This is a genomic window from Myxococcus sp. CA033, assembly GCF_013336625.1.
Taxonomy (GTDB): Bacteria; Myxococcota; Myxococcia; order Myxococcales; family Myxococcaceae; genus Myxococcus; species Myxococcus llanfairpwllgwyngyllgogerychwyrndrobwllllantysiliogogogochensis.
Genome location: NZ_JABUMU010000013.1, coordinates 237,677 through 251,802, shown reverse-complemented (window position 1 = coordinate 251,802; position 14,126 = coordinate 237,677). Strand labels below are relative to the sequence as shown.

Annotated in this window: 11 protein-coding genes; 6 read left to right on the top strand and 5 right to left on the bottom strand. The window is 70.0% G+C overall.

The features are described 5' to 3' along the window. Positions 1 to 485: 485 nt before the first annotated feature. The 4 genes from HUA78_RS27670 to HUA78_RS27655 all read left to right on the top strand — a co-directional run bounded on the left by HUA78_RS27670 (position 486) and on the right by HUA78_RS27655 (position 9,001). Complete coding sequence (locus HUA78_RS27670) at positions 486 to 3,338, top strand: Ig-like domain-containing protein (RefSeq protein WP_174460385.1); 2,853 nt, start codon at positions 486 to 488, stop codon at positions 3,336 to 3,338. A gap of 262 nt (positions 3,339 to 3,600) precedes the next feature. Beyond that, positions 3,601 to 5,442, top strand: coding sequence for a chloride channel protein (locus tag HUA78_RS27665; RefSeq protein WP_174477494.1), 1,842 nt, complete (start codon positions 3,601 to 3,603; stop codon positions 5,440 to 5,442). 15 nt (positions 5,443 to 5,457) lie between these two features. After that, entirely contained in the window at positions 5,458 to 5,775 is a 318-nt protein-coding gene (locus HUA78_RS27660) for a hypothetical protein (protein WP_371745673.1), read from the top strand. Between the two features lie 382 nt (positions 5,776 to 6,157). After that, positions 6,158 to 9,001 (top strand): Ig-like domain-containing protein, encoded by a 2,844-nt coding sequence (locus HUA78_RS27655; RefSeq protein ID WP_174477493.1) that lies wholly within the window; start codon positions 6,158 to 6,160, stop codon positions 8,999 to 9,001. A 15-nt stretch (positions 9,002 to 9,016) separates the two neighbouring features. Here the strand turns inward: HUA78_RS27655 and HUA78_RS27650 are convergent, their stop codons facing one another. Further along, entirely contained in the window at positions 9,017 to 9,496 is a 480-nt protein-coding gene (locus tag HUA78_RS27650; RefSeq protein ID WP_174460383.1) for a cupin domain-containing protein, read from the bottom strand. 19 nt (positions 9,497 to 9,515) lie between these two features. Beyond that, positions 9,516 to 10,010 carry a hypothetical protein gene (locus HUA78_RS27645; RefSeq protein WP_174477492.1) on the bottom strand — a complete coding sequence of 165 codons (495 nt, stop codon included), beginning with the start codon at positions 10,008 to 10,010 and terminating at the stop codon, positions 9,516 to 9,518. Positions 10,011 to 10,463: 453 nt separating this feature from the next. Between HUA78_RS27645 and HUA78_RS27640 the strand changes: the two genes are divergently transcribed. Continuing rightward, positions 10,464 to 11,756 carry a serine/threonine-protein kinase gene (locus HUA78_RS27640; RefSeq protein ID WP_174460381.1) on the top strand — a complete coding sequence of 431 codons (1,293 nt, stop codon included), beginning with the start codon at positions 10,464 to 10,466 and terminating at the stop codon, positions 11,754 to 11,756. Positions 11,757 to 11,892: 136 nt separating this feature from the next. Here the strand turns inward: HUA78_RS27640 and HUA78_RS27635 are convergent, their stop codons facing one another. Both HUA78_RS27635 and HUA78_RS27630 read right to left on the bottom strand, forming a co-directional pair. Continuing rightward, positions 11,893 to 12,273, bottom strand: coding sequence for a helix-turn-helix domain-containing protein (locus HUA78_RS27635; RefSeq protein ID WP_141642466.1), 381 nt, complete (start codon positions 12,271 to 12,273; stop codon positions 11,893 to 11,895). Positions 12,274 to 12,433: 160 nt separating this feature from the next. Further along, positions 12,434 to 12,961 carry a hypothetical protein gene (locus tag HUA78_RS27630; protein ID WP_141642465.1) on the bottom strand — a complete coding sequence of 176 codons (528 nt, stop codon included), beginning with the start codon at positions 12,959 to 12,961 and terminating at the stop codon, positions 12,434 to 12,436. A gap of 353 nt (positions 12,962 to 13,314) precedes the next feature. Here HUA78_RS27630 and HUA78_RS27625 point away from each other — a divergent pair, with 353 nt between their 5' ends. Then, a complete protein-coding gene (locus tag HUA78_RS27625; protein WP_254623924.1) occupies positions 13,315 to 13,584 on the top strand; it encodes a hypothetical protein in 270 nt (89 codons plus the stop codon). Between the two features lie 18 nt (positions 13,585 to 13,602). Here HUA78_RS27625 and HUA78_RS27620 read toward each other — a convergent pair whose 3' ends face one another. Next, a complete protein-coding gene (locus tag HUA78_RS27620) occupies positions 13,603 to 13,992 on the bottom strand; it encodes a response regulator transcription factor (protein ID WP_141642464.1) in 390 nt (129 codons plus the stop codon). Between the last annotated feature and the right edge of the window lie 134 nt (positions 13,993 to 14,126).

Sequence of the window (14,126 nt, the reverse complement as noted above, 5' to 3'; positions counted from 1 at the left end):
TCGACCGACTCACGGCCCCCTGCGCGCGAGCCTCTGCATCCAGGCTCGCTTCCGCGGGCTCGCGGCGCGGGGCGGCTGGGATGACGCCCGGCTCGGGCTGAACACCCGCCCCACCGTCGGCGCCACCCTCGCCTTCGGCCTGGGACAACCCCACCAGACGCCCGAGTCACCCGCCTCCCACGCTCCCGGGTCTTTCACGACCACAGGCGATGCACGGCCCTCTCATAGAGGGTGGGTGTCACTCAAAACCCCGTTATCACTGGGACTGTCCGAATTTCGGCTACTGGACAATTTCAGCAACCTTGCAGTATTTCACGAATACGCGCTGCCTGTGGGGGGGCCACTCACTCTTTGGACACACCCGTTCGGACAGGAACCCTGGAGGGATTCCGGCTCCGGAACGGCACGGCCACGTCCCAGAGCCCCGAAAGGTGTCGCGCACGGCGCCAATGGCTGGCGCCAGCCATCCACCTCTTCGGAGCACCATGTCTTCCCTTGCTACCTCGTCGCGGCGTCCCGCGCGGCGGCCGGCCCTGTTGGGCCTGCTGACGCTCGTCGTCGCCTTCTTGTCCGCGCCCGCGTCGGCGCAGACGCAGACCAACACCCAGTCCACCCAGCGCGCCATCAACTTCCTGAGCGCGGACGTGTCCAACTGGGTCACCGCCAACGGCTGCGCGGCCTGTCACCGCGTGGGCGCCACGACGTTCGGCATCGCCGCGGCGCGCGCCAACGGCTACGACATGAACGTCGTCGCCTCCAACGGCCGGACGAACCAGTTCAACCTGGAGTTCCTCGGCCAGCGCATCAAGAACGAGCAGCTCGCCAACGGCTCGTGGATTCACGAGGGCGCCTCGTTCCGCAACGAGAAGACGTCCTACGCCACGTTCGGCCTGGCCGGGTATGACCAGAACGTCTCCACGCAGTACAGCGCGACGCTGGTGGCCGCGGCCAACTGGGCGCTCGCCACGCAGGAGGCCAGTGGCCGGTGGGCGTCTGACCACGCCAGCTTCCCGGTGGACCACGGCAGCCTGCCCACCACCGCGCGCATCATGACGGGCATCGCCCAGGCGAAGCAGCGCGTGGACCCGGCCAGGGCCGCCGCATACCAGGCCGCGCTGGACCGCTCCGCCGCGTACATCCGGGCCAACCTGGACAACGGCGACACGTCCGCCACCGGCAACGGCATGCCGTACACCTTCCAGGTCGCCTGGGCCGTGGTGGGCCTGAAGGCCGCGGGCCCCGGCCCGGCCAACGCGAACGTCACCGCCATCAACACCCTGGCCAACCGGCTGCTCACCCGCGTCTCGCCCGGCAACCCGGGCTGGGGAGACTTGCCCAACGCCGCCGCCAACGACGTGGCCACCGGCAGCGCCATCTACGCGCTGTGCCTCGCCGGCCGCGAGCCCGCCACGGACCCGCGCGTGCGCAGCAGCATCGAGTGGCTGAAGACGCGCCAGTCCGCCGACGGCAGCTGGCGCACCGGCTCCGCGACGTTCGACATCCCCACCACCTTCGCGTCGCTGGGTCTGTCCTGCTACGGCGACTTCAGCGTGCACGTCACCGTGGTGGGCGCGGCCCGCAAGGAGCTGGTCATCGGCTCGCAGCAGGCACAGCAGGTCACCTTCACGTTCAACGTGAAGAACCACGGCTATCAGGCGGACACCTATACGCTGAGCACCACGGGCGGCCTGCCCGGCTGGACGTCGTTCCCCACGCCCGTCAGCCTGTTCCTGGCTGCGGGTGACGAGAGCACCGTCACCGTCACCGTCACCGCGCCCGCGGGCCTGATTCCCGCGCTCACGTCGGAGTTCACGCTGGTCGCCGCCTCGGGTGGCGCGCCGGGCGTGTCCGGTTCGGCCCGCGTCAACGCGTACACCCCGCCGCTGCCTCCCGTCACCGGCCTGCCCACCGTCACCACCATCCAGGCGCCCGCCGTCAACGCGCACATCACCATTGGCACGGGCAATGTGCTGTCCGCGCGCGTGCGTGACTCGAACAACCTGCCCGTCGTCGGTCCCAACCGCGGCGTCGTCACCTTCTACGTCGCGGGCGTGCCCGTGGGCGGAGACGCGGACGTGGATGGCGATGGACTCTTCACCTTCAACTGGGTGCCGCCCACCGACACGTGGACGGTGACGGGCTCGCAGGACTTCCGCGCGGTGTACTCGGGCGTGGAGCTGGCGCCGCCCCTGGCCAACCTGCTGGGCAGCACCGACGCGCGCACCGTCATCATCGACGCGTTCCCGCATGACACGCCGTCGGTCACCATCGGCAACCCGCCGGCCTTCACGCAGGAGACGACGCTGGACATCTGGGGCTATGCCACGCCGCGCGCGCCCGGCGCCGTCATCACCTACGCCGCCTTCATCATCAACGGCGCGACGACCATCCCCCTCACGCCCGGCAACGGTGGCCTCATCTACACCACCATCACCCTGACCGAAGGCCCCAACATCATCCAGCTCACCGCGCGCGACAGCTTCGGTGGCGTCACCACCAAGCAGGTCAACCTCACGGTGGACCGCGTGCCGCCCGTCCTCACCATCCTGGCGCCCACCAACGGCGCGGCGCTCAGCGGACTGAACGTCACGGTGACGTCGTCGGTTCAGGACCAGACGCCGGTGCGCGTGGAGACGCAGTGGGTGGCCACGTCGCTCCTGGAGTTCGGCAACGGCACGGTGGAGCACACGGTGCCGATGAACTACGGCGACCAGGTCATCCTGGTGCGCGCCACGGACAGCGCCTTCAACGTGACGGAGAAGCTGGTGTTCATCTGGGTGGACCCGGGCTCGCCCGTGGTGAGCACCAACCCGGCGGACAACCAGCTCTACGGCCCGCTGGCGAACAACGCCCTGACGTACACCGTCAACGTCCAGTCGCTCTCCGCGACGACGGTGCGCATCAACGGCGGCGCGCCCATCGCGGTGGGACGCGGCGGCGGAGCGGTGCAGACGACGCTCACCCTCAGCCCGGGCGTCAACAACCTCTCCATCGTCACCCTGAGCGAGACGGGCGTCTCCTCCACCCTCACGCGTCGGGTGAACTACGACGTGCAGGCCCCCACCGCCACGCTGCTCGCGCCCACCACGGGCAGCACCGTCAGCGGCACCATCACCCTGCGCGCTCGCGTCACCGACAACTTCGGCCCGGTGTCCAACATCGGCTTCAGCCGCGACATGTCCGGCATCCGCCAGGGCACGCTCCAGCCGGACGGCAACTGGACGGCGCTGCTCGACACCACGGAGTTGCTGGACGGCGCGCACACCATCGACGTGTGGATGAGCGACGGCGTGGGCAACTCCACCGTCCAGCGCTTCAACTTCTTCGTCGACAACTGATGCACCTCCCCGCGCTCGGGGTGGCCTCGAAGGACGGAGGCCCTCCCGGGCGACGGGGTCGTCGTTTCACCCCCTCAGGCCAACAGGTCGGCCAGCGCCGTGTGGCCCTTCTGACGGGCCCGCGTCCCGTTGGAAGCGCGCATGCACTCCTCGCGCTCCCGGAAACCCGAGGACATTCGCCCGGGTGCGCGTGCTCCGCATCCAGGTTCGCGAGAACCCGAGAACCTCTGGGGACAAGAGGACAGGCGGCCCGCCTCGAGTGATGGGCAGACGAGTCCACGGGCGCGGAGCCTGGACGCCAGGGTGCCTAGGTTGGACACGCGTGGGCCCTCCGCGCGACACCCCGCCAGACCCCGAGGTTGGACCTCCCGGCGTGAACGTCACGCGCAAGTTCCACCACTCCGTCGCGGACTACCTGCGCGACCTCACCCGGGTGGAGAAGCGCTTCTGGGTGCTGGTGGTGGCGGTGGGTCTCATCGCGGGGCTGGGCGCGGTGGGGTTGCTCAAGGTGCTGCGCTTCACCCAGGAGCTCTTCTGGCGGAGCGCATCGGAGGACTTCCTGTCCGGAGTCGCGGCGGCGCCCACGTGGCGGCGTCTGCTCATTCCCGTGCTCGGCGGCGCGCTGGTGACGTTGTTGTCGCTCCTCGTCGGCCAGCCGCTGCGGGGCCATGGCACCGCGGGCATCATCGAGTCCATCTGGGTGCGCTCGGGACGACTGCCCCTGCCGCGCGCGCTGTTGCGCGGGTTCGTCTCCATCCTCGCCGTGGCCATGGGTGCGCCCCTGGGCCGTGAGGGCGCGCTGCTGTCCACGGGCGCGGCGAGCGGCTCGTCGCTCGCCCGGTGGCTCCGGTTGGGTCCGGGACAGGCTCGCCTGCTGGTGGCGTGCGGGGCTTCGGCCGGCATGGCCTCCGCGTACAACGTGCCCATCGGCGCGGCCCTCTTCGGGCTGGAGGTGCTGCTGGGCAGCTTCGCGCTGGAGCTGTTCGGCCCCATCGTCGTCTCCTGCGTGGTGGCCACGCTCGTCTCGCGCCTGCTCATCGCGGACCACCCCAGCTACGTCATCCCCGACTATGCGCTCCTGCACCCGCGCGAGCTGCTCCTGGCGGTGGTGCTGGGCGCGGTGCTCGGCGTCGCCTCCGCGTTCTACGTGCGGGGCGTCAACGTGATGTCGGATTTGCTGGACCGCGCCGCGTCGTGGCTCGCGCCGTTCCTGCCGCTGCTGGCGATGACGTTCGTGGGAATCACAGCGGTGTGGCTGCCCCAGTTGCTGGGAAACGGCTACGACGCGGTGAACTCGGCGCTGCTGGGGCGACTGCCCTTCGCGCTGCTGCTCGTGTTGCCCCTGGCGAAGCTCGCGCTGACGTCGCTGTGCGCGGGCGCGGGGGTGCCAGGCGGACTCTTCACGCCGTCGCTGTTCTACGGCGCGCTGCTGGGCGGCGCCTTCGGGATGATGGCCGAGCGGCTGCTTCCCGGCGGTGCCCCCAGTGGGGCGTATGCGCTGCTGGGCATGGGGGCGGTGCTGGCGGGGACGACGCATGCGTCGGTGTCCGCGGTGCTGCTCATCTTCGAGATGACCGGTGACTATCCGCTGGTGTTGCCGCTGATGCTCAGCGCGGTGGTGGCCGCCGCCGTCAGCCGGCGACTGGAGCCCGAGTCGCTCTACACATCCGTGCTCAACCGTCGCAACGTGCGCATGCCGGCCACCATCCCCCATTGGCTGCGACAGGAGGGCGCGCGGGCGTTGCTGAAGCCCGTGAGCCAGCGCGTATCGCCCTCGGCGCCGTTCCAGGAAGTGGTCGCGTTGCTGCTGGAGGCACCCGCGGGGGAGGACCTCTACGTCACGGATGAAGAGGGCCGGTACCGGGGCATGCTGGTGCTGGATGCACTCAAGGGGCATGTGCCGGACCACGCGCTGCTCCAGGCGACCATCGCCGAGGACGTCATGGACACGCAGGTGCAGCCCATCACACCCGAGCTGTCGCTGGGAGAGGTGGCCTCCCGGTTCGCGCGGACGGCGCTCGAGCGGCTGCCCGTGGTGGACGGCGGCCGTCGGCTGCTCGGAACCATCTCCAAGAGAGACGTGTTGAGCCAGGGTACTTTCTGAGGTCGAGGGCCCCCCGTGGACGAGCCAAAGGGACTGCGCGGACCCGCACGCGCGTGGAGCATCGTCGTGATGTCCCTGCTGTGCATCGTGCTGGGCACCGTGTTGCTGCGCGAGCCCACGCCCGCCGCGCCCCGGAACGCACCCCGCGTCGAGGAGCCCACCGAGGCACCGCCCCCGCTCACGCCCGAGGAGCGCCGCTCCATGTACCGCGCATGGCCCCTGTTCGAGGGCTGGCCGCTGCCCCAGCTTCCGGCCGGCGACCTGGAGCCGGAGCAGCCGTCGCGGCCCGCGCCACGTGAGGACGAGTCACCCGCTCGAAAGACCGGGGAATGACGGAGCCTCGCGAGCCGAAACGAAAGCCGCTCCAACTCCACGCGAGGGAGAAGCAGCTCGCCCGCTCTCCGACCCTGGCGCCGAGCCCAGGGCCTAGGGCTCGTTTCACAATGACTGTCATTCGGGATTCCACGGACTCGATGACACGACTCGTGGATTCCTCTCTCCAGCCCCGGCGCTGACACTCCTTCCTGTTTTCAGACATGCGTCATCCACGCTCTGAGCACGGCGCGACTTCACGTTCCGCCCTCTCGCGCGGAGGGGCGCGGACACTCGTGTGGCTTTGTTTGTGATGAGGCCCGCACGCGCGATGATTCATCTCAGGCGCCAAGGCACCTGGGCGTGAAACACGCGCGGTCCGGCCCATGGGTACACACGTCCGATGCTCTTCCGCGCGCTCTCGCTTCGTCCTGTCTCGTCCGCCTCGCTGGGGCTCGTGCTCATGCTGCTGTTGTCCGTCACGTCGGCGCGCGCGGCCACCAACGCGGAGGCGGCGCAGAAGGCGCTCGACTTCGTCAGCGCGGACGCGGTGGGGTGGTCGGGCATCTTCGGCTGCACCGCCTGTCACCGGCATGGCGCGGCCCTCTACGGCCTGGCCCACGCGGGCGCCTCTGGCTTCGACCTGGAGGCCGTCACGCGCAACGGCCGCACCAACCGCGAGAACATGGAGACGATGGCGCGGGACCTCCAGGCGCAGCAGGAGCCCGACGGCTCGTGGATTCACGAGCGCATCCACTACCGCAACGCGCGCTCCAGCTACTCGGCCTTCGGGCTCGCCGGCTACGACGCGAAGGTGGGCACGCGCTACACGGAGGCGCTGGTGCGCGCGGCCGACTGGGCGGTGAGCACCCAGGAGCTGAGTGGCCGGTGGGTGGAGGACTTCCCCTTCGAGCCCGTGGGTGCCTCCAACATGGGCATCACCGCGCGGCTGATGACCGCCGTGGCCCAGGCTCGCGAGCGCGTGGACCCGGCCAGGGCCGCGCGCTACCAGGAGTCGCTGCAACGCGCCGCCGCGTACATCCGCGCGCACCTGGACGACATGACCGACGGGCCGCTGGAGGACAGCCAGCGCTACACGTTCCAGGTGGCCTGGGCCGCCGTGGGCATGAAGGTCGCCGGCCCTGGTGAGCAGGGCGAGAACACCGCCGCGCTCGACTCGCTGGCCTCGCGACTGCGCGCGACGAGGGCCCTGGGTGATGCACCGGGCTGGGGCAACCTGGACGGCGCACCCGCGGACGAGACGTCCACCAGTCTGGCGCTGTACGCGCTGTGCCTCGCGGGCCGCAAACCGGGCGCGGATGGACGGATGACCCAGGCGCTCGACTGGCTCAAGTCGCGACAGGCCGAGGACGGGAGCTGGGGCGTGGGCACGCGCTATCCGGACATCCCCACCACCTTCGGCGCGCTCGCGCTCGCGTGCTTCGGGGACTACAGCGTCAGCGTCGCCGTGGACGGCGCTCCGAGCAGGCCACTGGAGCAGGACCTGCCGCGAGTCCAGAGCGCCACGTACACGCTCACCGTGCGCAACCATGGCTACAAGGCGGACACGTACACGCTCGACACGCAGGGTGGGCTGACGGGGTGGACGGCGACGATTGACCCCACCACGTTGGAGCTGGGCCCCGACGCCGAGGCCACCGTCACGCTCACCGTGTCCGCGCCTCCGGGGCTCGCGCCGTCCCTCTCGTCGGGCGTCATGGTGGTGGCCGCGTCGGACAGCACGCACGGCGTGAAGGGCTCCGTGCTCGTCACCACGTACACGAATCCGCCGCCGCCCACGCAGGGCCTGCCGACCACCACCACCGTGGAGTCACCCGTGGACGGACAGCTCACGGTGGCGCTGGACAACGTGCTCTCCGCGCGAGTGACAGGTGAGGACGGCTGGGAGGCGCGAGGCCCGGGTCTGGGTGTGGTGAGTTTCATGGTGGCGGGTGTCACCGTGGGCGCGGACAACGACGCGGATGGAGACGGCGTGTACTCGCTCGTGTGGCGACCGCGTGCGACGTGGGACGTGCTGGGGGCCTCAGATGTGCGCGCGGTGTACTCGGGCGTGACGCTCCAGCCGATGCGGGACAACCGACTGGGCAGCTCCTCCTCGCGCGCGGTGGAGATTCTGCCGTCGCCCTATCCGAGGCCCTCGGTGACGCTGTGCGGACTGCCTGGCTTCACGAGTGATACCTCCGTGGGCGTGTGTGGCTTCGTGACGGCCCTGGCCCCGGGTGCCTCCATCGAGTCCGCGGCCTTCCTCCTCCACGGCGAGCGATACCCGGTGGTGCCGGACTTCAGCGGCGGCTTCGTGTGGACCGAGCTTCCGCTGCGCGACGGAGCGAACGTCATCCGGCTGGTCGCCATGGACACGCTGGGCGGACAGGCGAGCCAGGAGGCAACGGTGATGGTGGATGCCACCGCGCCCGAAATCACGGTGCTCTCGCCCGAGGAGGACTCGACGCTGGCGGACGGACAGGTGGAGGTCCGCGTGGTGGTGCGTGACTGGTCGCCGGTGCGCGTGGAGACGAACTGGATTCACGTCACCGACCTTCCCGCGGGCGGTGGCGCGGTGACGCACACGGTGGGGCTCGCTCAGGGGGCGAATGACGTCCTGATTCGCGCGACGGACGCGGTGGGCCATGTGACGGAGCGAGTGGTGCGCGTCTGGGTGGATGCGCAGGCGCCGTGGGTGGCCACGGGACTTCCGGACGGGTGGCTCGTGGGGCCGCAGCCCGATGACGTCCTGGCCTACGACCTCGGCGTGTACGCGGAGTCGGCGACCCAGGTGGAGGTGAGCCCTGGTGGAGGCATGTACTCGTTGCCGCGCGGGGGTGGCGGAGTGCGGGCGCTGCTGCCCCTGAGGCAGGGTGACAACGTGTTCACGCTGACCGTGACGAACGAGGCGGGCCTGCGCACGACGCTCACTCGCACGGTGCGCTACGACAACGCGCCTCCCGTGGCGGAGCTGCTGATTCCCCAGGCGGAGGGGACGTACAGCGGCGTGGTGACGTTGACGGCGAGCGTGACGGACGCGGTCAGCGGCGTGCGGAGCGTGGCCTTCACACGAGACGGCTCGGGCATTCGCGGCGCGACGCTGAACGCGGAGGGCCTGTGGACCGCGGAGCTGGACACGCGCGAGCTGATGGACGGCGCGCACACCGTGGAGGTCTGGCTGGAGGACCCCGCGGGGAACTTCGCCCTCCAGACGTTCCCCCTCTTCACGCACAACGCGCCATAACGCACGAGCACATGGCTAGGGACGGGTCCGAGACAGCCGGCGCATCAGCTCCGAGTGCGCGGGGTGCTCGGACACCAGCGACTCCGGGGTCGGCATCTCCCAGTCGGAGAAGTCGAAGCCCGGGGCCACCGTGCAGCCCACCAGCGAGTACGCGCCCCGAGACTCCCCTGCCTGCAACACGCCCGCGGGGACGACGACTTGAGGCTGCTCGCCCTTCGTCACGTCGCGCCCCAGCACCACTGTCTCCAGCCGTCCGTCCTCGCCCACGAGGTACAGCGCGAGCGGCGCTCCTTCGTAGAAGTGCCACACCTCGTCGGAGGTGACGCTGTGCCAGGCGGCGAAGGTATCCTGCGTCAGCAGGTAGTAGATGGCCGTGCCCGCGGAGCGAGTCCCCCGAGGGGTCTCCACCTTCAGCGCCGCGCGGTACGTCTCCTTGTAGAAACCACCCTCGGGATGCGGCACGAGGCCCAGCCCGCGAATCAGCTCGTCGACCATGGGCGCAGTCTACGCGCCGTCAGCGAGGCAGCGGGGTGGCGACGTAGTCCGTCCCGTTGGCCGCGTGGCATCCATGACAGGTGTCGTGTCCCCGGCCGTAGTAATTGTCGTCGTAGTCCGGCCCGAAGCCCTCGTAGAAGACCCAGGTGTTCTTGCCCGAGCCCTCGGACACCTTCACGTCGAGCGCGTGCCCTCGCACCGTCTTCCCGTCGGACTCGAAGAGCTCCTTCACCGTGATGCTGCCCACCGGGTGCGTGGGGTTCCCCGCCTCCATCGACTGCGCCAGCATCGGGTTGAAGAACACGCGGACCTTGTCCCCGTGGGAGTTCACGGACTTGCGCGGCGCGGGCTCGGCGAGCCACTCCCGGTAGAGCCCCTGCCGCACGAAGGCGGTGATGCCCGCCTCCGACGTGTCCAGTTCCCCGACCACGCCCAGCCCTTCATCCACGGAGGAGGACGGACCACAGGCGGTCAGCAGCAGGAGCACGGCGCACGGCGCGAAGCACAGTCGCACAGGGGGACCTCGTCACGTGATGGCGGGCCATGGGCCCACCCGATGGGTGTCGTTCCCCGCTACGTCGGCGCGCGTCCCGTGGTTACAGCCCGGAGGTGCATGGATTCCAGGAGGGTCCTCCGTCCCCCAAGCGCGAGACCCTACCTGTTCCATCTTCCAACGTGGGGTCACCCTGTTAGGTTGTAACCCAGGAGGTCGTCACCCATTGTTCCAACCCAACCCCCGGGTCCTGTCGATGATTGCCCCCTTCTCCCGCCTCGCGTGCCCTCACCTGGAACGGTCGATGCGTCCGCTGTGCGACGCGTCCGCCAGGAGGACTCTCGCGAGGCACGGATGCACCCACGAGCACACCGCGTCGAGGGATGACGTGGACGCGTCCCTCACGAGGCACGACCGGAGCGCGGGGTCCAGGCGTCTCGGACGCACCACCGTCACGGTGCTCCGGGGGTCGCCATGATGACGGGCCATCCGCTCGCGCTGCGTCCGGGGATGAAGGTGGGCCCCTGGCGTGTCCTCGCTCGGCTCGGCCAGGGCTCCTTCGGCGCGGTGTTCCAGGTGGAGCACGGCGGGCGACTGCATGCGCTCAAGTTCGCGCTGCGCGGGCCGGGCAGTGACGACCTGGACCGCACGGACGCACGGGCCATCCGGGAGCTGGCGTGTCTGCTCCATGCCGTGCACCCCCATGTCGTGCGCGTCTGGGCCCACGGGCGCTGGCCAGATGCGCGGACGGGCTACCACTACGTCGTCCTCGACTACGTGGAGGGCGCCACGCTGGCCGCCTGGGTGAAGCGCGAGGCCCCCTCCGCGCGCCGCGTGGCGCGCCTGTTCTCCCGACTCGCACTGACGCTCCAGGAACTCCACGCGCGCAGCGTCTTCCACCGCGACCTCAAGCCGTCCAACATCCTGGTGCGCGCCATCGATGACTCCCCGGTCCTGGTGGACTTCGGCAGCGCGAACCACGCCGAGTCCCTGCCACTCACCGAAGGTCCCCTCCCTCCAGGCACGCCCCAGTACCGCAGCCCGGAAGCCCTGCGCTTCCACCGCGAGCACCACTCCCAGAAGAGCGCTCGCTATGCCTTCCGCGCCACGGATGACCTCTACGCCCTGGGCGTGACGCTCCACGAGGTCCTCACGGGAACACCCGCCTTCTCGCTCACGCTCCCACGCGAGGTGCTGGCCGAGCACATCGAGACGCGCATGCCGCCACCGGCCTCCACGCTGAACGAGCACGTCCCCCTCGCACTGGAGGCCATCACCCAGCGGCTGCTCCGCAAGCGTCCCGAAGAACGGTTCCCGGATGGCGGCGCGCTGCACGATGCGCTCGAAACGGCGCTGCGCGCGGCGACGCTCGACTGGGACAGGCCCCTGTTCTCACGACCACCTCCCGAGAAGAACGCGACGGACTCCCGACGCGCCCCGGGTGATTCCTCCACCCTTGGCCCCTGGCCCACACCCCTGATCCACAGGCCCCCGAGGAGGCTGACACCTCCAGGAGGCTCCCGTTCCCAGGCGAGGCCCACGTCCTCATCCGGAGGAGGCGCGCGGGCGCATCCCCGGGAGGCCCTGCCCCGCAAGGCACGCCGAGAACTCCGCATCACGCTGAGCCCCTGGATGGTGGGCGCGTGGGTCGTGTTGATCCTCCTGCTGGGGTGGGCGCTCTCGGCCCTGCGCTGCGCACCGGAGGCCGCCCTCTCTGGGACGATGAGCCCCGACAAGGTGCTCGTGGCATCACCCGTCCCGAGGTGAGTCACCCCAGCGGGCACGTCGGTGGATCCTCCGCACGAACCGGTCGGATCCACACGGACTCCAGCGGACCTCCGAACCTCGCGGCCCACGAGCCCAGGACACAGCCCCCGCGCTCACGGCGCCGGGGCCCGGTGCCTCACTTCTTCTTCTGCTGCATCGCCGAGGCGACCAGGTTCATCAGCTTGAGCTGCACCGGGGACAGCTTGCGCAGGTTGCGCATCAGCCGCCGCATCTCCGGCGTGTCATCCTCGCGAGACTTGCTGCCCGCCTTGTCCTTCGCGGGCGGCGGCGCGGCCAGGTCATCACCCAACCCCAGCAGTTGGTGGGGCGGCACATTCAGCACCACGCACAGTCGCCGCAGGTTCTGCACGCTGGGGAGCATGTGACCTCGCTCCAGGCGGCCGTACACCTCCGACGCCATCCCAATCCGCTCCGCCACATCGGCCTGCGTCAGGCCCATCCGCACCCGGGCAGCCCTCGCCGCCGCGCCCAGCATGCTCGCCAGTTCTGTGTCCATGCGTGTGTCAGTCGTCCACGAAAGGAGGGCCCCGCTCCAGGCGCCTCGGAAGCCCCTAGATAACCCTGAAGGTCGGGTACTTTCACCATACCTTCAGCGTTTTTTCAAACGCGCGCCACGCCTCGCGCGCGCCTCTCGCGGCCTCCGCTTCACTCGCACGTCACGGTGATGAAGACGCGCTCTCCGCCACGTCCATCAGCGCGCGGCGTCGCTCCGCCGCGGTGAAGAGCAACGCCAACGGCAACCCGAGGAACACGGCGTGCAACACGATTTGGGGGAACTGCGGCACGTCGAGGAACCACGGGTAGTAGCCCCGCGCGATGAACTGGAAGTCCACCAGCCACACCGCGATGCCGAACAACATTCCCACCGCGGCCTGGAACTCCCAGCGTCCCCGTCCATCCACCGGAAGCATGGCGTCGAGGAACGAATAGAACACGCCCACCAGCGCGGACACCGCCAGGTGGAGGCCCACGCCCACCAGCACCATCGTCCCCATGGGGAAGCCTTCGCCAAAGACTCGAGGCCCCAGCACCATGCCCGCGGACATGCGCACCGGCCGCATGGGACTGTCACCCGCGGCCAGGGCCATCACCACCTCCGCCAACCCCAACACCACGCCCGCGATGACGCCGAACAGCAGCCCGTTCGTGGCAGACCAGGGGGTGTATCTGCGCCGTGCCGCCATGGCTTCTCCTTGTCCGGGGCCACGTGCCTCCCCGTGTGTCGAAACGTGAGCACGCGGGCCGCGAGCGGGCAGCCAGGGCACGACGACGGCTCGGGGTGCCGCCTCCCCCCCGGCCACCCGGGCGGGCTCGTCCTCTTCTCGGGCGAGGGCACGGCGAGGCTGATCCCCCGCCCTCCTTCCGAGCGGAGGACCCCTCGTCACCTGTCGTTTCTTCCGGCCTCTTTTGCTTCCTCCTGTAACTCCTTCAGCTTCGAACCATCTCCCCCGCACCCAGAGGGGAAGAACGGGGTGGATCCGCGCGGGCACGGGATTGGCAAGGGAGTCCCCCTGGAAAGGAACGTCGACGCCAGGACATGCCGCAGCTCCGCCACCGCCCACCCGGACCGCACCGCATCCACTACTCGCCCCAGGCGTGGCGAGAGGTGGGGCGTATGAGCGCGGAGGCCTTCGGGGCGCTGCAGGGCGCGCTGGAGCGGCTGGGGGACACCACGGTGCGGGGTCCGCTGCCCGAAGGCGGCGGCCTGGGTCGACACGTGCTGGCGCACCATGGGCTCGCCCTGGGCTACTCGTGGGACGAGCGCTCGCGCACGTTGACGTTGCTCTCCGTGGAGCGCGAGCCGTGAGCACCGGCCCCCCGCCACTCAGGCGGCGATGGGCAACATGCTGCGCACCGCCTCCAGCAGCTCCTCCACGGAGAAGGGCTTGCGCAGGAGCGCATTGGCGCCGGGTGGAATGTCGGTGGTGACGGCGGTGAGCACCATCACCGGAACGTTTCGCAACCGGGGGATGGTCTGCCGCCGCGCGAGGAACTCATGCCCGTTCATCTCCGGCATCATCAAGTCCAGCAGGATGAGCCGGGGCACGTAGCGCACGTCGGAGAGCTCCTCCATCGCCTCGCGCCCATTGGTCGCGATGGTGACGTCGTAGCCCTCGCTCTCCAGAATCTCCGCGATGGCGGCACGGATGTCGTCCTCGTCCTCCACGACGAGCACGGAGCTGTGCTTCGCGACGCTGGCCATGGTGGACAGCATAGAGGTCCCCTCCCCCTCACGGCGACCCTGGGGGCGAGTCTACGCGGCGAAAGTGGACAGAATCGTGCGCCCGCGCGTCGGGCGCCACGCATCCTGACGGGGAGGACGGGCTCGCTCACGACGCGCGGGAAACA